Source organism: Thalassovita sp. (genome assembly GCF_963691685.1).
In the GTDB taxonomy this organism is placed as follows: domain Bacteria; phylum Pseudomonadota; class Alphaproteobacteria; order Rhodobacterales; family Rhodobacteraceae; genus Thalassobius.
Window position 1 is genome coordinate 220345 of the sequence record NZ_OY829290.1, and the last position, 20792, is coordinate 241136.

Genomic DNA, 20792 nt, shown 5'->3' on the forward strand with positions numbered 1-20792 from the left:
AAGTTGGACAACGGATGTGGCAGCGTATCGCATCTGGCCAACATGAAGGGATCGGGTTGTGATCGAACGTGTGGCAGGCGCGGTATTCCGGGCTTTCTGGGTGGCACTTCTGGTGGCCGTCCCATTTTTGCTGCTGCCCCTTGGGCTGGGCGATGCCACGGCTTTGGTTGTCCTGCTGGCCTTCCTTGCCGGGCTGATGACCTTCCTTGAATACAGCACTGAGTTTCCATCGATTCTTGAGTTCCGAGATGCGGCGCCGTTCAACCGGATGCGGTTTGCGGCGGTGTTCCTTGTGGTTCTGGTGCTGGCCCTGATTCTGCGGGCAGAGGTCTATCCTTCTCAGCTGGGCCTGTTGCTACAGGCGCTTGGTCGTCTGCTGGGCCAATGGGCCGATTTTCCTTATTCGCCGGTGCGTCTGGCGCTGCTGGCGCTGCCTGCCGATGCCCCACAGGCGCTGATCGACCATGTGCGGGTTGCGGCCGCGGTGGCCTATAGCCTGGCCGGTGGTGTCCTCCTGGTGTTCCTGGCGGTGGTGCGGTTTTCCGGCTGGCCGATGCGGGGCGGCGCCTTCAACGTTTGGGTCAACCTGCCGATGTTTGATCCGACCAAAGGCGATGTGCTTCTGCGTTTGCAACGTGATGCCCGCATTAACGTAATGTTAGGCTTTATCCTGCCATTCTTGATCCCTGCAGTGCTGAAGGGGTTGTCGGGATGGATTGACCTCAACGTGCTGATGAACCCGCATGTTTTGATCTGGTCGATGATGATATGGGCCTGTTTGCCGGCAAATATGATTCTGCGTGGCGTCGCCATTGGCCGCGTCGCCGAGATGATCGACGAAAAGCGTCGTCGCACCTATGCCGAGGCCAAGCTGGCTGATACGGCCTAGATGCTTTTCGGCGGCTGATTGCCGTCGTGATCTTTTGGGCCTTTGCCGGGGGCGCCTCAGCAAATGAACCGACTGCGCAGGGGCTGCGCATTGCCACCTTCAACACAGAGTTATCGCGCAAAGGGCCCGGCCTGTTGCTGCGCGACATCCTGCGCGGTGAGGCGCAGGTGCAGGCCGTGGTTGCGGTCATTGCTGACACGCGGCCAGATATCGTGCTGTTGCAGGACTTTGATTTTGACCATGGGCGGCAGGCGCTGACGGCCTTTGCCGATCTCTTGCGCTTGCGAGGGGTGGATTACCCTTTTGTGTTTGCGCTGCGCCCCAATTCTGGCCGGCCCACGGGGCTGGATCTGGATGGTGACGGGCGATTGGGGCACGCCCGTGATGCGCAGGGCTATGGTCAGTTTTCGGGGCAGGGCGGCATGGCCCTCCTGTCGCGCTACCCGGTGGAGGAGGAGGGCGTCAGGGATTTTTCCCCGCTGCTATGGGCGGAACTGCCCGGGGCTGAGGGGGCCACCCGGCCTGAGGTGTTGCCAGATGCGTTTCGCGACGTGCAGCGGTTAAGCGCGGTGGCCCATTGGCTGGTCCCGGTGGCCACCCCCAAGGGGCGGGTGAACCTGCTGGCGTTTCATGCCAGCCCGCCGGTGTTCGACGGGCCAGAGGATCGCAATGGGTACCGCAACGCGGATGAGTTGCGATTGTGGCTGGCGCTGCTGGCCGGGCAGCTTGGCCCGGTGCCTGAGGGGCCTGTGGTCTTGCTGGGCGATGCCAACAATGACCCGACATTGGGCGAGGGGCAGAAACCACCCCTGCTGGCCTTGCTCGGCCATCCCGACTTACAGGACCCTCTGGCAGCCAAGGGTCCAACGGTGAACTGGGCCCAAACCGGGCCGATGCGGGTGGACTATGTGCTGCCGTCGCGGGATGTGACGGTGATCGCGGCGGGGATCAGTGACGCGGATCCCGCTGCCAGCCGTCACCGATTGGTCTGGGTGGATATCAAGCCGCCGTGACCTGTGCCGCAGCCGATCCCGACAGGTGGCGCGTGGCCTGTTGCAGGGCGTGCTCCTCCGGGGTGGGGATGAACTCGGGCAGGTAATTCTGGAAGGTTGTACCATCCAGCTGGTGCGGCAGATCCCAGAGATAGCGCATCTCAAAAAGATGTTTCATCATCGGCAGGAACGGCCGCATCAGATGCAGCGGCGCCCATGACATGCGGCGCAGTTGGACAGGCTGCGCAAGCGCCTGGGACAGGGCATCTGCCAGTTGCTGCCCTGTCAGCGTGTAGCCCGGAAACGGCAGGTCCAAGTAACGCGGCAAGGCTGCGCGCTTATCTGCCAGGGCGACGGCTGCGCGGGCCAGATCGGGCAGATAGGCCCAGGCATGTGGGGCATCAGGGCGGCCGGGATAGGTTAGGATGCCCTTGCGCAGTTTGGGCGCCATCACCTTGTCAAACCAATTTCCCGAGGCTTCGGTGTCCAGAAAATCGCCCGCCCGCAAGAGGATCGTCCGCACCCCTGCATCGCGATAGGCCGCTTCCATCTGGGCGCGGATGCGGCCCAAAGGGTTCCGGGCCAGATGTGGGGTATCTGCGGTCCAGCCAAAGGGCGCGTCGGGGCCGTAGACATAGACATTGCCGGGCAGGATCACCGTTGCATCATTGGCCAAGGCCGCCTGCCGCACCTGTTCATGCAGGATCGGAACCTCTGCGGCCCAGTTCTGGTAGGGCGGATTCCAACCTGCAACAATGACATCCACACCTCGGGCGGCCTGAGCCAGATCATCACGTGCCCGATCAAACCGGCGCAGCTGCCAGCCCGCCGCGGCAAAGGCGCTGGCGCAGTGGCGACCAAATCGGCCGGTGGCGCCAAGGATCAAAACAGTTTGGGTCATTTTGTCGTCCTTTCAAAACCATCCGCCATAGTTTCGCGCGGATTTTGATCTTAAAAAATTGCCTAAGTTTGGATCTCATGTATTCATGAATGAATGGATAACTTGACCCACCTCGACTGGACCCTTGTGCGCAATTTCCTGGCTGTGGCCGAGGCGGGGTCGCTTTCGGCGGCGGCGCGGCAGTTGCGGGTCAGTCAGCCGACATTGGGCCGGCAGATGAAGCAGATAGAACAGGATCTGGGCGTGACGCTGTTCCTACGGCAGCCGCGTGGGCTGGCCCTGTCAGAGGCCGGGCGCACGATGTTGCCCGCCGCGCGGCGTATGCAGGAAGCGATGAGTGAGATCGCCCTGACCGTGGCAGGTCGGGACACCGAAGCCCGCGGCCCTGTGCGGATCGCCGCGAGCGAGGTGGTGGCACAACAGATCCTGCCGCCGATCCTGGGTCAGCTGCGCCGGCATCATCCTGAGACTACGCTGGATCTGACCGCCAGCGACAGCAGTGACAATCTGCTGTTTCGGGAAGCAGACATCGCGATCCGGATGTATCGCCCCACCCAGCTGGAGGTGGTCACGCGCAAGCTGGGGGACCTGCAGATGGCAGTTTGTGCGGCGGAGAGTTACCTGCAGGACAGGCCAATGCCGCATCAGCCGCAGGATCTGTTGGATCAGGATCATGCGCTGGTGGGCTATGATCAAAGTGAGCTGATCCTGCGTGGCATGCGGGATCTGGGCTGGCCTGCGACCCGCGATTGGTTTTCCACCCGTTGTGATGCGCAAAACACCTATTGGGAGCTGATCAAATCGGGCTGCGGAATCGGCTTTGGCCAGCGCTGGCTGATCGATCAAACCCCGGACGTGCGGCGGCTGGATCTGGGTCTTGAGGTGCCCGCTTTGCCGGTCTGGCTGGCCACACCACAGGCGCTGCGCAATATCCCCCGTATTTCCACGGTTTGGCAGGCACTTGAAAGCGGCTTGAGGCCCTTCATTTCTTGACCATTTTCGCCTTAACGGGTAGGCGTTTGGCAACAGATAAAACCGAGGAAAAGCAATATGACCAACCCTTCGCTTCTTATCCTGCCCGGTGACGGCATTGGCCCCGAAGTCATGGCAGAAGTGCGCAAGATCATTGACTGGTTCGGCGCCAAGCGTGACCTGTCATTTGACGTGAGCGAAGGCCTGGTTGGCGGCGCCTCTTATGACGCGCATGGCACCCCTCTGACCGACGAAACCATGGAGCAGGCCCAGTCGGTGGACGCGGTTCTGCTGGGGGCCGTTGGCGGCCCGAAATACGACGAACTGGACTTCTCTGTGAAGCCCGAGCGGGGCCTGCTGCGCCTGCGCAAGGAAATGGACCTGTATTCGAACCTGCGTCCGGCGCAGTGTTTTGACGCGCTGGCCGATTTCTCATCCCTGAAGAAAGATGTGGTCGCGGGCCTCGACATCATGATCGTGCGCGAACTGACCTCGGGCATCTACTTTGGTGAGCCGCGCGGCATCATCGAAGAGGGCAACGAACGTGTTGGCATCAACACCCAGCGCTACACCGAGTCCGAGATCGATCGTGTGGCCCGTTCGGCGTTTGAACTGGCGATGCGTCGCGGCAAAAAACTCTGCTCGATGGAAAAAGCCAACGTGATGGAATCGGGCATTCTGTGGCGTGAAGTTGTGACCGAGGTGGCGAAAGACTACCCCGAGGTTGAGCTGTCGCATATGTATGCCGACGCCGGTGCGATGCAGCTGTGCCGCTGGCCCAAACAGTTCGATGTGATCGTGACCGACAACCTGTTTGGTGACCTGCTGTCTGACGCCGCCGCGATGCTGACCGGTTCGCTGGGCATGCTGCCCTCGGCCAGCCTTGGTGCACCGATGGCCAATGGCCGTCCGAAAGCACTGTATGAGCCGGTACACGGTTCGGCGCCGGATATCGCCGGCGAAGGCAAAGCCAACCCGATCGCTTGTATCCTCAGCTTCTCGATGGCGCTGCGCTACTCCTTTGATCAAGGTGCTGAAGCCGATCGCCTGGAAGCCGCGGTTGAGCAGGTTCTGGCGGACGGTGTGCGCACCGCGGATCTGTTGGGTGAGGAAGGCGTGACCCCGGTCAGCACCTCGGGCATGGGCGACGCAGTGGTTGCGGCGCTGGACGCCAGCCTCTGATCCATCGCTGATCTGAAAGAATTACACCCGTCCCTGCAAAGGGGCGGGTGTTTTGCGTTCACGCGGTGTTTGAAACGCTGGTAGCGTCAACTGCTGGCCATCACCTCGATGAGCTTCTGGCGCAATGCGTTCAACTCAATCGGTTTCGCCAGATAGCCGTCCATGCCCGCCTGCAGGCACCGCTCTGCCTCACCCTCAAGCGCGTTGGCGGTGATGGCGATGATCGGGGTGGGCGGCATTTGCAGCGATTTTTCGGTTTCCCGGATCTCAGCCGTCAGTTCAAATCCATCCATGATCGGCATGTGACAATCGGTCAGCACCAGATGGAAATCGCCTGACCGCCAACGCTTCAGGCCTTCAGCGCCGTTGCTGGCGATGTCATGTGGAAAGCCTAGTATTTCCAATTGCTTACTCAGAACAACCTGGTTGATTTCATTGTCCTCAACCACAAGGATCCGGGTTGTGCCAGCGGCCTCTGGCGCCGGTTCAACGGGGGCCTGCGTTGGGGAGGGTTCCTCAACGGTTTGGCGGCCCGTCAGGGTGGCGATGGCCAGCAGTAGATCCGACAGCATCAAGGGGAAAATTTGTACCAGATAGCTGTCGGGATGGTTCAGCCCGTAGCGGGCAGAGCGATCTGAGGTGAACCGCAGGAACTTGGTGCCGGGCAGCATCCGTTCAACGGTACGCTGGACCTCATTGCCCAGCACCACGTCGTCGGTGGGCAGGATAATGATAGGGGTCTGCGCGAACTTGAGCCGGCTCAACTGTTCCACCGAGTTTACAAAATCGATCTTGGCGCCGCTCCGCTGCAGCATTTTGCGCAGCCCGTCATCGATGTTGATATCGCTGAGCGAGAAACAGACGATTTCAGTATCTGTGATGTCGGGCAGGCGGCTGGGGCCGTCGGCCTTGCGCAGCGGCAGGGTGACAGTGATTTCAGTGCCGATTCCGGGCTGGCTGTCGACGCTGATCTTGCCGCCCAGCAGCTCCACCAGGTTTTTGGTGATCACCAGCCCCAGCCCAGTGCCCGAGATATGCATCTTGGAGGCACCCTCAGCCTGGCTAAAGGGTTGGAACAGGCGCTGTTTCATCGAGTCGTTCATGCCGATGCCGTTGTCGGACAGGCGGAATTCAACCCGGTTGTCGCCAACCTTGGTCACCCGGAAAAACACCTCACCATCGCGATTGGTCAGCCGGCGTGAGGAAAACTTGATGGCGTTGCTGGCAAGGTTCAGGAGGATCTGACGCAAACGACCGGAGTCGGAGACCACCCAAGGCGGAATGCGTGGATCAATGAACAGCCGCAGCCGAACGTCGGAATCATCGGCCAGCGGCCGCAAGGTCTGCGCAACCCCTTCGATCACCGGCAAAAGCTCGGTCCGGTTCAGCTCAACATCCAGTTTTCCGGCCTCAATCTTGGAGGCATCTAGAATGTCGTCGATGATACGCAGCAGCGAAAAGGCCGAATTGCGGATGGTGCCAACGGTTGGGGCCTGACGTTCATCCACCCCCATGCTTTCCAACACTTCCAACATACCGATCAGCCCGTTCATCGGGGTGCGGATTTCATGGCTCATATTGGCCAGAAACTCGCCCTTGGCGCGGCTGGCCTGTTGGGCCTGGATCAGGGCATTGGCGGCTTCGGTGTTCGATTGTCGGGTGAGATAGGCAAAATACCCCAGCTCAGCCATCAGGATGATGGCCACGGTCATCCGAATGAAGAAATCGGTCTGGGCGTTTTGCGCGGCGGAGTTGGCCTGCGGCTGGCTGGGCAGATTGGGCAGCAACAGCTCAGACAGCCCTAGAAAATCAGACCCAAGCGCCAGCAGCGCCAGCACAATCAGATAGGCACCGACCACAATCATCGTGCGCCGTTCGCGTTCCCAGGAAAACACCAGAAACGGGAAGGCCAAGAGCGCAAAGAAGTAGACTTCGGGGCTGGTGTAATCACCACCGGCAAGGGCGGTTAAGAAGCTTACGAAAGAGGCCACCAACAGCCAAAACACCCGGCCCAGATAATGGTATCCGCGCCAGAACAGCAACACGATCACGAAGTAAGGGGCGAGGGAAATCAGCGTGTAGACGACCGAGACATACATCCCGTTCCACAGGAAATAGATCAGCCAAGGCACACCGGCAAAGATCGACAATCCCACGGCCACATAGGCGGCTTTGATCCGGCGGACCAGATCGCGCGTGAGGACCGGAGAATTGGGCGGTGACGTCATTGAATGGCCTTTGTGGGCGATAGTCCGGCAGAAAAGCGTGGATGGGTGGGGTCGTAATAGGGGAAGTTTAGGCCGCTCCGTCGCCTTTAGAAAGGTGCAATTCCAGCTTGCGGCGCAAGTTCTCCATTTCCACGGGCTTGGACAGGTAGTCATCCATTCCCATCGCCAGACAGCGCTCGGCCTCGCCCTTCAAGGCATTGGCAGTGATCGCAATTATCGGGATCCGGGGGGCGCCTGTGTCGGCTTCGGCCACGCGAATGTGGCGGGTCATTTCGAAGCCATCCATCAAGGGCATCTGGCAATCGGTCAGGATCAGATCGTAGCGATCCCGCTGCCAGGCCTCCAAACCCTCCTGACCATGTTCGGTCAGATCATGGGTGTAGCCCAAAATCTCCAACTGTTTGCTGAGGACCTGCCGGTTGATCTCATTGTCTTCCACCACCAACAGCCGGGCGTTTGCCGCGGATGGGGCTGTTTTAGGCGGGTCGTGATGGGTTTGCGTCTGACGTTCAATCGCTGCGCGGGGCAGGCTTTCTGCATCCAGATCGGGGGCCGGATTTGGCTTGGCTTCGGATTTGGGCAGGGTGCCCCCAAGCCCGGCTAGGGCGCGGAACAACTCACTGCCCATCATCGGGAAAATCTGGATCAGATAGACCCGTTCATTCTGCAACCCATACCGCGCAGCGCGTGAGGCGCTGAAGCGGATGATGCGGGCGTCAGGCACATAATCTTCGATGCCGTTTTGTAGCCGGTCCGCCTCTGCCTCATCCGGGGTTGGCAGCATGAAGATCGGCGGCGGCCCGTCCAGTGGCAGCAGATCCTTCAGGTCGGAAATGGTGCTGACGAAATGCAGATCCGCGCCCCCGCCTTTCAGGATTTCATCCATGCCGGTGCGCACTTCTTCGTCCAGTAGATCGAAACACACCACCTGCAGCCCCTTCAGGCTGGGTTGGTTCTGCGGTCCGTCGGCGGCCTCCATCGGCAAGTTGACCGAAACCCGGGTGCCGCCGGTCTCACGCGGTTCGACCTGAATCTCCCCCTCCATCAACTCCACCAGCGAGCGGGTGATCGCCAGACCCAGACCGGTCCCGCCAACAACCCGGCGCGAAGCGGTTTCGCCAGCGGCGAAGGGCTGGAACAGATCGGCCATGACCTCGGCGCTCATCCCGGTGCCGTTGTCGCGCACCTCAAGGCACAGCCCGCCATCGGGGCAATAGGTGACGTGCAAAAACACCCGGCCACGGCGCCCGGTGAGGCGTTTGGCGGAATATTTCACGGCGTTGCTGAGAAGGTTCAGCAAGACCTGCCGCAACCGGCCCGAGTCGGCCCAGATCCATTCCGGCAATGTTGGATCGACCAGCATGCGCATCTCAACATCCAGACTGTTCGCCATGGTCTGTAGGGTCTGCGCCGCCCCTTCGGCAAGGGGGCGCAATTCCACTTTGGTGCGCTCAACCTTCAGCTTGCCGGCGTCGATCTGGCTGGCATCCAGAATGTCATCCAGAATGCGCAGCAGCGAAAAGGCCGAATTGCGGATCATGCCGATGGAACGCTCATGTTTGCGGTCATCATCCATGGTTTCCAGCACTTCGATCATGCCGATCAGCCCGTTCATTGGGGTGCGGATTTCATGGCTCATATTGGCCAGAAACTCACCGCGGGACTTGGCGGCGGCATGGGCATCTTCCAGCGCTTTTTCTGTCTCACTGGCTGAACGCTGGGTGAGATAGGCAAAGTATGTCAGCTCGACCAGCAGCACGCTGGCCACTGTCATCCGAACGCCCCAATCGATTGTGGTGGGATCCATCAGCGACGATGACAGCCCGGTGGGAAACCAACTGGGATCGCCGAATCGGTCAAACCCCAACGCAATAACGGTCAGCACAAACTGATAGGCAACCATGCCCCAAAGCTGCCGCTTCTCCGCGTCCCAGGAATAGAACAGGAAGGGCACGCCGATGATGCTGAGGAAGACCAGCTCGGGGTTGATATTGGTGCTGTAGTAAAGCGTTGCCAGCAGGCAGGTGGCCGGGAAGGTGATCAGCCAAAACGCCCGCGCCAATCTGTGCAGCCCCAGCATATAAAGCCCAAAGGCCGCCCATGTGGGCCAGGCTGCAAAGGATGTTGCCAGGGCGGAACTGGTATCCCCGAGCGCCAGAAAAACAACCATCCAGAGCAGGCAGATCGCACTTGTAATCACAACGGCGACGCGGGCCAGCTGCGCCCGACGGGCAACGTCACGGTCGCGGATAATTGATCTTATGTCTGCCTGGTTCATAGGGGGTGCGTCGGCGATCCTCTGCTGTATTCGGGTTTGACTATATTACTGTTCCCGACCCTTCGGCAGGAGTCAAATCGCTATACCTGCGCCTGTGAGGCACCGGTTTGATCTGGTAAAGGTTGTGTGATGTATCGGCGGACGGGCTGTTCGGCCGCGCCGGATCAGTCCAGATCGAGTGCGTGCGCCAACGTGCGGCGCAACTGCTGCAGCTCAAAGGGTTTGGCCAGAAAGGCGCTCATCCCGGCCTCAATACAGCGTTTGGCTTCGCTGGACTGCGCATTTGCGGTGATGGCGATAATCGGGGTCGGCCGGGCATCTAGCTGCGCCTCGGTTTCGCGAATGCGCCCCACCATTTCAAAGCCATCCATCACCGGCATATGGCAGTCGGTCAAAATCACATCATAGAGGCCGGACTGCCAGGACCTGATGCCCTCAAGCCCGTTGGACACAACGGCATGGTCGATGTTCAGCTGCTCCAGCTGCGAGGACAGGACGGTCTGATTGATTGCGTTGTCTTCCACCACCAAGACACATTTGTTGGCGAAATCGATGCTTCGTTGGGCGTTTTCCCGGACGGTGGCGCGCGGTGCGGCCTCAACCGGCGCAAGGGTGGGGATGGCGCCAGAGAGCTGTCCCAAAGCACGATAGAGGTCGGTTGCCATGGTGGGATGCGTCTGGATCTGAAAGGCGCGCGGATCAAGCTGGCCAAAGTCTGCATGCCGGACTGAGGATAGGATCAGGAACCGGGCATCCGGGATTTTGGCGGCAATGCGTTCGCGCAGGTCCGGGTGGTTGGAACGCGCGGCTGGCGACAGAAGGAAGATTGGATGTGGCTTCGGGCCCTCCAGCATTTCCAAGAACAGCGTCGGATCTTCTACAAACTCCAGATGGCCCCCCGCCTCAGCGATGCGGGTGTGATAAAGCTGGCGTTCATACTGGGTCTGCGGCGCGACAAGATATGTATTGCAGCCGGCGATCGTGGGCCGCACCTTGGGGCCACGGGCGGTGGGTAGGGGCAGGATGACCGTGATCTTTGTGCCGCGCCCTTCGGTGCTGCGGATGACGATCTTGCCGTTCATCAGGGTGACCAGCTCATGTGTGATGGCCAGACCCAGACCCGTGCCCCCAACCTGTTTGCGTGAGAATGACTCGCCAGAGGCAAAGGGCTGAAACAGCTCGCGCTGCACGGCCTCACTCATCCCGATGCCATTGTCGGAGATGGTGAAGATCACGGTTTCCTTGGCGCCGGGTTCCACATGAAACCGCACGCTGCCGGTGCGCTGGGTCAGCTTGGTGGCGGAATATTTGATGGCGTTGGACAAAAGGTTCAGCAGCACCTGACGCAGCCGTCCGGCATCGGTTTCGACCCACTCGGGCAGTTTCGGATGGATCAGCAGGTGCAACCGCACGTTCAGCTCATCCGACAAAGGCTGCAGCGTGAGGGCGGTTTGTTCCACAAGCGGCTGCAGCTCACAATCACTCGGCTCGATAGACAGTTTGCCTGCCTCAATCTTGGAGGCATCCAGAATATCATCGATGATCCCCAGCAGCGCAAAGGCCGAGCTGCGGATCGTGCCCACCGCGCGGCTTTGGCTGATGCTGAGGTGCATGGTTTCCAAAATCTCAATCATCCCGACGATCCCGTTCATCGGGGTGCGGATTTCGTGGCTCATATTGGCCAGGAAATCACCTTTGGCGCGGGTCGCCCCCAGGGCCTTCTCGCGCGCCAGCCGGGCACCGCGCTGGGCAATGTAGCTGCGGCGACTGAAGTGCCAGATCTGGGCAATCAGCAGCACGGCGACGGATAGGCGGACCATCAGAATATTGGCAGTGATATCGCTGGGGGTGTGATCCTGGATCGGGAAGAACATTCCACGCAAAGGCAGCACATCATGAGCAAAGATCAGTGTACACAGCACCAGGGACAGGCAGGAAAGCCATAGTGCAGTGCGAAATTCATCCTGCCAGGAGAACACCAACAACGGCAGGCCAAGCAGCATAAAGCCACTCAGCTCCGCACTGGTGTTGGCCCCAAAGATATGAGAGGTGATGAGGAAAATCACCCCAATCGTGATGATCCAGAACACCCGGGCCACGTAGTGATACCCTTGCCGCAGGAGGAGCATCACAAGGCCGGAGATGGCCAATAACAGGGCCATAAAGCTCAGCCGTGCGGTATCGCCATCCAACAAGAGGAAAATCGACCACGGGACAAGCAGGGCAAGCTGTAACCAGATGGTAAACCGAAACGTCTGCAGTCGCTGCTGCAACTCCTCTTTGGCAAAGGGGATATCTGGTTGGTCAGCGTGCACTTTATCCTCTGAAAACTTACCACTTTAGGATAGGGTATCAGGATGTGCTGTAAAGGCGGACTCCTTTTTTAGCACGGGTAAAATGCGCGGCCTGATGCAGGTGATTTACCGCATTTCCGGATGCAACCTGTGTGTCACCTCCTGTTTTATTGGCAAAACCTGTGTGCTTTTCCAAGCCATGGAAGCGCCTCGAAATTGTCACTGGCGATGGTTGACAATATGTAGGGAATGCTGGATAGAGCCTGCACCCAACGAAACGCGTGTTGGCAGGCGCCCGAAACCTGCTCCAAGACAGACCGCGATTCGGAGTCGGAGTGTAGCTCAGCCTGGTAGAGCACTGTCTTCGGGAGGCAGGGGCCGGAGGTTCGAATCCTCTCACTCCGACCACTTTATTTCTTCACACATCAGATGCGTTGCAGCAGGTCTGCAATTGTTGCGCGGTAGCGGCGCAGGATGGCCTCGCGGTCCACGTGGCGGCCTGCCTGAACCATGTGGCGACCGGCGGACCAGGTGTCGGTAACAATACCCTCAGGTGCGGCGAAACACAGACCGTCCAGCAGTTGATCGCCCTGCAAGGCGCATAGCGTTGGGTGGTTGCTATCAATGGCGACCAGATCGGCCAGTTGCCCCAGCGCGATTGTGCCTGCCTGACGATCCAGCGCCTGCGCACCGCCCCGCGCTGCATTCAGGTAGAGCGATGTGCCGACCGAACCTTCGCCCGTGATCATCACATTGCGCGCCATGTCGCGCAGACGTTGGGAGTATTCCAGGCTTCGCATCTCTTCGCCCAATGCGATCCGAACGTTTGAGTCTGAGCCGACCCCAAAGCGCCCGCCGTGTTCCAAAAACACCGGCCCGTTGAACGGGCCATCGCCCAGATTGGCCTCGGTAATGGGGCAGAGGCCAGCCACCGCGCCGCTTTCTGCCATGGCGATGGTTTCTGAATCCGTCATATGGGTCGCGTGGATCAGGCACCAGCGTTCATTGACCTCGGCGTTGTCCAGCAGCCAGGCGACCGGACGTTGGCCCAGCTTTGCGGTGACATCCGCGACCTCTTTCTGTTGCTCCGCGATATGGATGTGCACCGGCCCGTTCGGCGTGGCCTTCAGAACCTGGGTAAGGTCGCCGGGACTTGTGGCGCGCAGGGAATGCGGGGCGATGCCAACCCGTGCGTCAGGCGGCAGGTGGGTCAGGTTGGTTTTGCAGGCCTCAACCAGATCCAGATAGCGCGTGACATCATTACCGAACCGCAGCTGACCGCCTGCCAGTGGTTGCTGATCAACACCGCCGTAGCTGTAAAGAACCGGTAAATGCGTCAGCCCAATGCCGGTCTGATGGGCGGCGGCGTAGATCCGGTTGCTCAGCTCAGCCAGCTGATCGTAGGGGCGCCCGCCGGTTTGGTGGTGGACATAGTGAAACTCACCCACCGCAGCATAGCCCGCTTCCTGCATCTCCATGAAAACCAGGGCCGCGATCGCTTCAACATGGTCGGGCGTCAGATGATCCAGAAACCGGTACATCAGATCGCGCCAGGTCCAGAAACTGTCTTTGCCCGCCGCGCGCACCTCGGTCATGCCGGCCATTGCGCGTTGAAAACTGTGGCTGTGCAGATTGGCCAGCGCTGGCAGCAACACATCGACGTTGTGGTCCGCATCGCTGGCAGCGGCGTTCTCTTCGATGCCGGTGATGATGCCATCAACAAAGGTGACGCAGCAGTTGGAAAGCCACTGCTGCCCGCAAAGTACCTGATTGGCGTAAACCTTCATGTTGATCTCTTTTTGTATAGACATTTAATTTTTAGACCTATACCTAAAAAATCGCTTCACGCAACTTTGGAATGGCTGACATGAGTCCAAAACTGATCCTTCGAAACGCCAAGATTGCGACGATCAATGAGGGCGCCTCGGGCTATGGGATGATCGATGCGGGCGCGCTGGTTCTGTCTGACGGGCAGATCGAATGGGTCGGGGCCGAACAGGATCTGCCCGCGCAATATGCAGGCGCTGCGGTGGAGGATCTTGCAGGTCGGCTGGTGACACCGGGCTTGATTGATTGCCACACCCATGTGGTGTTCGGCGGCGACCGTGCCCAGGAATTTGAGATGCGCCTGAACGGGGCCGGTTATGAGGAAATCGCCCGCGCTGGCGGCGGCATCAATTCAACAGTGAAGGCCACGCGGCAGGCCGCCTTCGTGGAGCTGGTCATCAGCGCCTTGCCACGGGTGGATGCGCTGATCTCCGAAGGGCTGACAACGCTTGAGATCAAATCGGGCTACGGGCTGGAACGTGAGGCCGAGCTGACGATGCTGCGGGCCGCGCGAGAGATCGGCAAGCGTCGGGACATCACGGTCAAGACCACCTATCTGGGGGCCCATGCCACGCCGCCGGAATATAAGGGGCGCGATGATGCTTATATTGATGAGGTTGTCATCCCCACGCTGATCGCCGCGCATCAGGAAGGTCTGGTCGATGCGGTGGATGGCTTCTGCGAAGGTATTGCCTTCCAGCCGGATCAGATCGCGCGGGTGTTTGAGGCCGCCAAATCCTTGGGGCTGCCGGTTAAGCTGCATGCCGAACAGCTGTCCAATCTGGGGGGCGCCAAGCTTGCGGCCTCTTACGGGGCGCTTTCTGCTGATCATATTGAATATCTGGATGAGGCCGGGGTGCGGGCCATGGCGCAGGCGGGGACCATTGCGGTGATCCTGCCGGGGGCCTTCTACACGTTGCGGGAAACACAAAAACCGCCGGTGGAACTGCTGCGCACCCATAAGGTGCCCATGGCGCTGGCCACGGATTGCAATCCCGGGTCCTCACCGCTGACGTCGCTGTTGCTGACGATGAACATGGGCTGCACCCTGTTTCGCCTGCCCCCGGCCGAAGCGCTGGCGGGCGTCACCTGCCACGCGGCGCGTGCGCTTGGTCTGTCAGACCGGGGTGTGATCGCCGCGGGCAAACGCGCTGATCTGGCGATCTGGGATGTCAGCCACCCCGCCGAACTGTCTTATCGCATCGGGTTTAACCCGCTCTACAAACGTATCTTTGGAGGTCAAGCGTGATCCCACTCACCCTTACACCCGGTCAGGTCAACCTGACGCAGCTTGAAGAGATTTATCGCACCGAGGCGGCAATTTGTCTGGACGATAGCTGTCGCCCGGCGATTGAGGCTGCCGCTGACCGCATTGCCGCAGCCGCCGCCGGGGAGGCGCCGGTTTATGGGGTCAACACCGGGTTTGGCAAACTGGCCAGCATGAAGATCGCGCCTGAGGACACCGCCACCCTGCAGCGCAACCTGATCCTCAGCCATTGCTGCGGCGTGGGTGAGGCGATGCCGCGCCGGATGGTGCGGCTGATGATGTCGCTTAAACTGTTGAGCTTCGGGCGGGGCGCATCCGGCGTGCGCTGGGCCCTGATTGAGCTGATGCAGGATATGCTGGCTAAGGGGGTGACACCCGTCGTCCCGGCCAAAGGATCCGTTGGCGCGTCCGGGGATCTGGCCCCGTTGTCAAATATGACCGCCGTTGTGATCGGTGAGGGGGAGGCCGAATATCAGGGTGAGGTGCTGCCCGGTGCCGAGGCGCTGGCGCGGGCCGGGTTGCAGCCGATTGAACTGGGCCCCAAGGAAGGGCTGGCCTTTATCAACGGCACCCAGTTTTCCACCGCCTACGGTCTTGCCGGTCTGTTTGAGATCTGGCGCGCGGCGCGCAATGCACTGGTGGTGTCCTCGCTGTCGACGGATGCGATCATGGGATCCACAGCGCCGCTGCAGCCTGAAATCCATAGCCTGCGCGGACATCGCGGCCAGATCGAGGCCGCTGAGGCGATGCGGGCCATTCTGGACGGATCGGAAATCCGCGAAAGCCATCGGGATGATGACACCCGGGTGCAGGATCCCTATTGCATCCGCTGTCAGCCGCAAGTCACCGGCGCGGCGCTGGATGTGCTGCGCCAAGCCGCCCAGACCCTGCTGATTGAGGCCAATGCCGCCACGGACAATCCGCTGGTGCTGACCGACGCCGGTTTGATCGTTTCTGGTGGCAACTTCCATGCGGAACCGGTTGGGTTCGCTGCGGATATGATTGCGCTGGCCACCTCTGAGATTGGTGCGATCAGCCAACGACGCATCGCGCTGATGGTTGACCCAACCCTGAGTTTTGATCTGCCGCCTTTCCTGACGCCGGATCCGGGTCTCAATTCGGGCCTGATGATCGCTGAGGTGACGACCGCCGCTTTGATGAGTGAAAACAAGCACCTTGCAAACCCCTGCGTGACCGACAGCACGCCGACCTCGGCCAACCAGGAAGATCACGTTTCCATGGCCGCCCATGGTGCGCGTCGTCTGATGCAGATGGCTGAAAACCTGAATTACATCCTGGGGGTCGAACTGCTTTGCGCCGCGCGTGGCGTGGAATTCCGCGCGCCGCTGCAGACCAGTCCGGTGCTGCAACTGGTGCTGACCCGGCTGCGTCAGGATGTGACCCGACTGGAAGAGGACCGCTACATGGCGCCGGACCTTGAGGCGGCCAAAGCGCTGGTAGCAGACGGGGCCTTGCTGGACGGGCTGACGGCAGAACTGCCGGAGATGGGCTGATGCAGGTGTTTGACGTCATTCGGGGCGATGGCCCAATTGTACTGGGCCAGCCGCATGGCGGCACCGAGGTGCCGGAGGCGATTGCGGGGCGCCTGAACCCCAATGGCACGCAGCTGGCGGATACGGATTGGCATATCGTGCAGCTCTATGAGGGGCTGCTGCCCGGCGCGACGGTGGTGCGGTCACATGTGCATCGCTATGTCATCGACGCCAACCGCGACCCGACTGGCGTGTCGCTCTATCCCGGTCAGAACACCACAACGCTGGTGCCGCTGACCGATTTTGACGGGCAGCCGATCTGGCACGCGGGGCAGGAGCCTTCGGCCGATGAGGTTGAAGCGCGGCGATTGGCCTACCACGCGCCTTACCACGATGCCTTGGCGGCCGAGTTGGACCGGGTGCGCGCCAAACATGGCGTTGCGATCCTGTTTGATTGCCACTCCATCCGGTCAAACATCCCGTTTCTGTTTGAGGGTGAACTGCCCATTTTCAACACCGGCACCAATCTGGGCACCACCTGCGCGCCCGCAGTAGAGGCCGCGGTGGATGACATCGCCCGGGCCTCCGGCAGACCTGCGGTGCTGAACGGCCGTTTCAAAGGCGGCTGGACCACCCGCCATTACGGTCAACCGGCCCAGAGCATCCACGCCATCCAGATGGAAATCGCCCAACGCGGCTACATGCAAGAGGCCGCGCCCTGGGCCTGGGATCCGTCCCGTGCGGCGGACCTGCGTCCGCAGCTGCAGAAGATGTTGGACCACCTCACAACCCTTGCCCTCTCGGGCGCCATTACTTCCGAAGGGAGCGCATGATGACCGACCCACGTAAAAACAGCCGGGATGTTTACCCACCCACCGGCACCACATTGACCACCAAAAGCTGGCTGACTGAGGCACCCTTGCGGATGCTGATGAACAACCTGCATCCCGATGTGGCTGAAAACCCGCATGAGTTGGTGGTGTACGGCGGCATTGGTCGCGCCGCGCGCACTTGGCAGGATTTCGACCTGATCGTGGACAGCCTGAAACAGCTGGAGGCGGATGAGACCTTGGTGGTGCAATCCGGCAAACCCGTGGCCATTGTAAAAACCCACAAAGACGCGCCGCGCGTTTTGATCGCAAACTCAAACCTCGTGCCGCATTGGGCGAATTGGGATCACTTCAATGAGCTCGATAAGAAAGGTCTGGCGATGTACGGCCAGATGACAGCCGGCTCATGGATCTACATTGGTAGTCAGGGCATCGTGCAGGGCACCTATGAAACCTTCATGGAGGCCGGGCGCCAGCATTATGGCGGTGACCTGAAAGGGCGCTGGATCTTGACCGGCGGTCTGGGGGGCATGGGCGGCGCCCAGCCCTTGGCGGCGGTGATGGCCGGGGCCTGCTGTCTGGCGGTGGAATGTGATGAGAAGTCCGCCGATTTCCGTCTGCGCACCCGCTATGTGGATGAGAAGACCCATAGCCTTGATGAAGCGCTGGAGATGATTGAGCGTTGGACCAAAGCGGGGGAAGCCAAATCGGTTGCCCTGATTGGCAACGCCGCCGATATCTTCCCCGAAATTCACAAGCGCGGCATCCGCCCCGATATCGTGACTGACCAGACCAGTGCGCATGATCCTGTAAATGGCTACCTGCCACAGGGCTGGAGCGTTGCCGAATGGCGCGCCAAAATCGAAACCGCCCCGAAAGAGGTGGAGCGCGCCGCGCGTGCCTCGATGAAGGTGCAGGTGGCGGCGATGGTTGCCTTCCACAACGATGGCGTTCCGACGGTCGATTATGGCAACAACATCCGCCAGATGGCGCTTGAGGAAGGGCTGGAAAATGCCTTTGCCTTCCCGGGCTTTGTGCCGGCCTATATTCGCCCGCTCTTTTGCCGCGGAATTGGTCCGTTCCGTTGGGCGGCCCTGTCGGGGGACCCGGAAGACATCTACAAGACTGACCAGAAGGTCAAAGAGCTGTTGCCAGACAACAAGCACCTGCACAATTGGCTGGATATGGCGCGGGAGCGTATTGCCTTTCAGGGGCTGCCGGCGCGGATCTGCTGGGTGGGTCTGGGCGATCGTCATCGCCTTGGCTTGGCCTTCAATGAGATGGTCAAAAACGGAGAATTGAAAGCGCCTGTGGTGATCGGCCGGGATCATCTGGATTCGGGTTCGGTTGCCTCCCCCAACCGTGAGACTGAGGCGATGATGGATGGGTCTGACGCGGTGTCGGACTGGCCGTTGCTGAATGCGCTGGTCAACACCGCCTCGGGCGCCACCTGGGTGTCGCTGCACCACGGTGGTGGCGTTGGCATGGGCTTTTCACAGCATTCCGGCGTGGTGATCTGCGCCGACGGCACGGATGATGCGGCCAAGCGGTTGGAGCGGGTTTTGTGGAATGATCCGGCTTCAGGCGTTTGGCGTCATGCAGACGCTGGGTATGATAGCGCCAAGGACTGCGCGCGCCAGCATGGGCTACGCCTGCCGGGGATCCTTGGCAGCTGACCGGCTGACCAACAGTCAAACCATACGAATGCGTATCTAGCGCGATGAAATGCGCAGCTTCCGGCCCTCATCTTGGGGGCCGGTTTGTTTTTTGGCGATGAGTTTGCCGCGCCAAACTACCAATATTTACAGGGGCCACCTGTCGTTTCCGACGTTTTTCCATGCGAAGTTGTCGGAATAGAGCGGTTGAGCCAAACCTCCCAAAATACCGTGGATCTATATTATAAAATGGGAGGAAGATATGTCAGACGATACCGATACCGACTATGAAGTCGGTCAAGACAACGTCCAGATTTTCGGCCTAGACATCCACAATCCAGTGTTTGCTGTCTCAGGCCTGACGATCCTTGCTTTTGTGTTTTTTACGTTGGTGTTTCAGGAACAAGCGGGGACGTTTTTTGGCTGGTTGCGGCCTGCGCTGACCAGTCAGTTTGATTGGGTCTTTATGTTGGCGGGCAACATCTTTGTGGTGTTCAGCCTGCTGCTGATCGTGACCCCCTTTGGCCGTATCCGATTGGGGGGTGACGATGCCAAACCTGATTATTCCTATGCCGGATGGTTTGCGATGCTGTTTGCCGCGGGCATGGGCATTGGTCTGGTGTTCTGGGGTGTGGCCGAGCCGATCTCGCACTATGGGACGTCGCTTGGGGGTACTGCGCTTGGTGACGGCGGGGTGCGCACCGACTGGGCGCCGCTGGGCGCTGCGGCCAATGATCCCGAGGCGGCCAAATCGCTGGCGATGGCGGCGACGATTTTCCACTGGGGTCTGCACCCCTGGGCGATCTATGCGGTTGTGGCGCTGGCGCTGGCCTATTTTGGCTATAACAAGGGCCTGCCGCTGACCATGCGATCGGTCTTCTATCCTATCTTTGGTGAGGCAACCTGGGGCCCAGTTGGCCATGTCATCGACGTCTTGGCCGTTTTTGCAACGATCTTTGGTCTGGCAACATCCTTGGGGCTTGGCGCAGAACAGGCGCTGGCCGGATTGAACCACCTGTTTGGCTTCGGCATCTCAGATGGCAGCAAGGTGCTGCTGATCGTGCTGATCACCGCCTTTGCCTTGGTTTCGGTGGTGGCCGGTCTGGAAAAAGGGGTGAAACGCCTGTCCGAGGTCAACATGGTGCTGGCAGCGGCCCTGTTGATCCTGGTGCTGATCGTTGGACCAACCCTTGCCATTCTGACCGGGTTCTTCAGCAACATCGGGTCTTATGTTGTGAACCTTCCAGCGCTGTCCGGCGTGATCGGACGGGAAGACACCAACTTCATGCAGGGCTGGACGGCCTTCTACTGGGCCTGGTGGATTTCCTGGTCACCCTTTGTGGGCATGTTCATTGCGCGGGTGTCCCGCGGCCGTACCATTCGGGAGTTTGTGATCTGCGTGCTGATCATCCCGACCATCGTTGGGGCGCTGTGGATGTCGGTCTTTGGCGGCGCAGCATTGGATCAGGTCATGTCCGGCGCAGGTGAGGCGGTATCGGCCGCTGGCTTGGAATTGAAGATGTTTGTCATGTTCGAAAGCTTCCCGCTCTCTGGTCTGCTGTCCTTCATCGGAATTGTCTTGGTCATCGTGTTCTTTGTTACTTCGTCCGACTCGGGCTCACTGGTGATCGATTCGATCACCGCGGGTGGCAAAACCGACGCGCCCACGGCACAGCGTGTATTCTGGTGCGTGCTGGAAGGGGCCATTGCCATCGCCCTGTTGCTGGGCGGCGGACTGGCAGCGCTGCAAGCGGCGGCAATTGCCACTGGCTTCCCCTTTGCGATCGTGCTGATTCTGATGTGCATCTCCCTGTTCAAGGGGCTGCTGTCTGACCGGCAGAAGTAAGGCAAACCGAATCGGCTAAGAAGGGCGGCGTCACTCAGATGGGGGACGCCGCCCTTTTCACGTCTCGGCTTACATGTCGTGCCCAGATCCCAGACCCGACATTCAGCGCCCACACCTGGGGCACAGTGTCCCCCTCGG

Annotated in this window: 14 protein-coding genes and 1 tRNA gene; 10 read left to right on the forward strand and 5 right to left on the reverse strand. The window is 60.2% G+C overall.

Features of this window, described 5'->3' with window-relative positions; translation table 11 throughout:
• Positions 1-58: 58 nt before the first annotated feature.
• Together ACORLH_RS01005 and ACORLH_RS01010 are read left to right on the forward strand one after the other, a co-directional pair.
• On the forward strand, positions 59-889 hold the full coding sequence (locus ACORLH_RS01005) for a hypothetical protein (protein WP_321830760.1): 831 nt from the start codon (positions 59-61) through the stop codon (positions 887-889).
• Between the two features lie 26 nt (positions 890-915).
• Positions 916-1902, forward strand: a complete 987-nt coding sequence (locus ACORLH_RS01010) for an endonuclease/exonuclease/phosphatase family protein (RefSeq protein ID WP_321830761.1) — start codon at positions 916-918, stop codon at positions 1900-1902.
• On the opposite strand, the gene ACORLH_RS01015 is transcribed toward ACORLH_RS01010, so the two are convergent.
• Positions 1889-2782 (reverse strand): epimerase, encoded by an 894-nt coding sequence (locus ACORLH_RS01015; protein ID WP_321830762.1) that lies wholly within the window; start codon positions 2780-2782, stop codon positions 1889-1891. The two genes, ACORLH_RS01010 and ACORLH_RS01015, sit on opposite strands and share 14 nt — an antisense overlap.
• Positions 2783-2875: 93 nt before the next feature.
• On the opposite strand from ACORLH_RS01015, the gene ACORLH_RS01020 reads away from it, so the two are divergent.
• Positions 2876-3775 (forward strand): LysR family transcriptional regulator, encoded by a 900-nt coding sequence (locus ACORLH_RS01020; RefSeq protein ID WP_321830763.1) that lies wholly within the window; start codon positions 2876-2878, stop codon positions 3773-3775.
• A gap of 57 nt (positions 3776-3832) precedes the next feature.
• Positions 3833-4936, forward strand: coding sequence for a 3-isopropylmalate dehydrogenase (gene leuB, locus ACORLH_RS01025; RefSeq protein WP_321830764.1), 1104 nt, complete (start codon positions 3833-3835; stop codon positions 4934-4936).
• Positions 4937-5022: 86 nt separating this feature from the next.
• On the opposite strand, the gene ACORLH_RS01030 is transcribed toward leuB, so the two are convergent.
• From ACORLH_RS01030 to ACORLH_RS01040, 3 genes are all read right to left on the reverse strand, one after another.
• Positions 5023-7164, reverse strand: a complete 2142-nt coding sequence (locus ACORLH_RS01030; protein WP_321830765.1) for an ATP-binding protein — start codon at positions 7162-7164, stop codon at positions 5023-5025.
• 67 nt (positions 7165-7231) lie between these two features.
• Entirely contained in the window at positions 7232-9442 is a 2211-nt protein-coding gene (locus ACORLH_RS01035; RefSeq protein ID WP_321830766.1) for a hybrid sensor histidine kinase/response regulator, read from the reverse strand.
• A 164-nt stretch (positions 9443-9606) separates the two neighbouring features.
• Positions 9607-11757: an ATP-binding protein gene (locus ACORLH_RS01040; protein WP_321830767.1), complete on the reverse strand. Its 2151-nt coding sequence runs from the start codon at positions 11755-11757 to the stop codon at positions 9607-9609.
• 310 nt (positions 11758-12067) lie between these two features.
• On the opposite strand from ACORLH_RS01040, the gene ACORLH_RS01045 reads away from it, so the two are divergent.
• Positions 12068-12144 (forward strand) — tRNA-Pro (locus ACORLH_RS01045).
• A gap of 17 nt (positions 12145-12161) precedes the next feature.
• On the opposite strand, the gene ACORLH_RS01050 is transcribed toward ACORLH_RS01045, so the two are convergent.
• Entirely contained in the window at positions 12162-13523 is a 1362-nt protein-coding gene (locus ACORLH_RS01050; protein WP_321830768.1) for a formimidoylglutamate deiminase, read from the reverse strand.
• An 80-nt stretch (positions 13524-13603) separates the two neighbouring features.
• Here ACORLH_RS01050 and hutI point away from each other — a divergent pair, with 80 nt between their 5' ends.
• From hutI to ACORLH_RS01075, 5 genes are all read left to right on the forward strand, one after another.
• Positions 13604-14812 carry an imidazolonepropionase gene (hutI, locus tag ACORLH_RS01055; protein WP_321830769.1) on the forward strand — a complete coding sequence of 403 codons (1209 nt, stop codon included), beginning with the start codon at positions 13604-13606 and terminating at the stop codon, positions 14810-14812.
• The gene (hutH, locus tag ACORLH_RS01060) at positions 14809-16344 is read left to right on the forward strand and encodes a histidine ammonia-lyase (protein ID WP_321830770.1); all 1536 of its coding nucleotides are present in this window, start codon (positions 14809-14811) and stop codon (positions 16342-16344) included. Before hutI ends, hutH begins: the two co-directional genes overlap by 4 nt.
• On the forward strand, positions 16344-17156 hold the full coding sequence (gene hutG / locus ACORLH_RS01065) for an N-formylglutamate deformylase (RefSeq protein WP_321830771.1): 813 nt from the start codon (positions 16344-16346) through the stop codon (positions 17154-17156). The genes hutH and hutG overlap by 1 nt, the downstream gene beginning before the upstream one ends.
• A complete protein-coding gene (gene hutU, locus ACORLH_RS01070) occupies positions 17156-18829 on the forward strand; it encodes a urocanate hydratase (RefSeq protein ID WP_321832750.1) in 1674 nt (557 codons plus the stop codon). Before hutG ends, hutU begins: the two co-directional genes overlap by 1 nt.
• Positions 18830-19070: 241 nt before the next feature.
• The gene (locus tag ACORLH_RS01075; RefSeq protein WP_321830772.1) at positions 19071-20654 is read left to right on the forward strand and encodes a BCCT family transporter; all 1584 of its coding nucleotides are present in this window, start codon (positions 19071-19073) and stop codon (positions 20652-20654) included.
• Positions 20655-20792 lie beyond the last annotated feature (138 nt).

What these genes read in the sequence shown, in the direction of transcription:
- ACORLH_RS01020 (WP_321830763.1), top strand. Translation starts at nt 2,876, where the DNA reads ATGGATAACTTGACCCACCTCGACTGGACCCTTGTGCGCAATTTCCTG.
- hutG (WP_321830771.1), top strand. Translation starts at nt 16,344, where the DNA reads ATGCAGGTGTTTGACGTCATTCGGGGCGATGGCCCAATTGTACTGGGC.
- ACORLH_RS01035 (WP_321830766.1), bottom strand. Translation starts at nt 9,442, where the DNA reads ATGAACCAGGCAGACATAAGATCAATTATCCGCGACCGTGACGTTGCC.
- ACORLH_RS01015 (WP_321830762.1), bottom strand. Translation starts at nt 2,782, where the DNA reads ATGACCCAAACTGTTTTGATCCTTGGCGCCACCGGCCGATTTGGTCGC.
- ACORLH_RS01030 (WP_321830765.1), bottom strand. Translation starts at nt 7,164, where the DNA reads ATGACGTCACCGCCCAATTCTCCGGTCCTCACGCGCGATCTGGTCCGC.
- ACORLH_RS01075 (WP_321830772.1), top strand. Translation starts at nt 19,071, where the DNA reads ATGTCAGACGATACCGATACCGACTATGAAGTCGGTCAAGACAACGTC.
- hutU (WP_321832750.1), top strand. Translation starts at nt 17,156, where the DNA reads ATGACCGACCCACGTAAAAACAGCCGGGATGTTTACCCACCCACCGGC.
- leuB (WP_321830764.1), top strand. Translation starts at nt 3,833, where the DNA reads ATGACCAACCCTTCGCTTCTTATCCTGCCCGGTGACGGCATTGGCCCC.
- hutI (WP_321830769.1), top strand. Translation starts at nt 13,604, where the DNA reads ATGAGTCCAAAACTGATCCTTCGAAACGCCAAGATTGCGACGATCAAT.
- ACORLH_RS01050 (WP_321830768.1), bottom strand. Translation starts at nt 13,523, where the DNA reads ATGAAGGTTTACGCCAATCAGGTACTTTGCGGGCAGCAGTGGCTTTCC.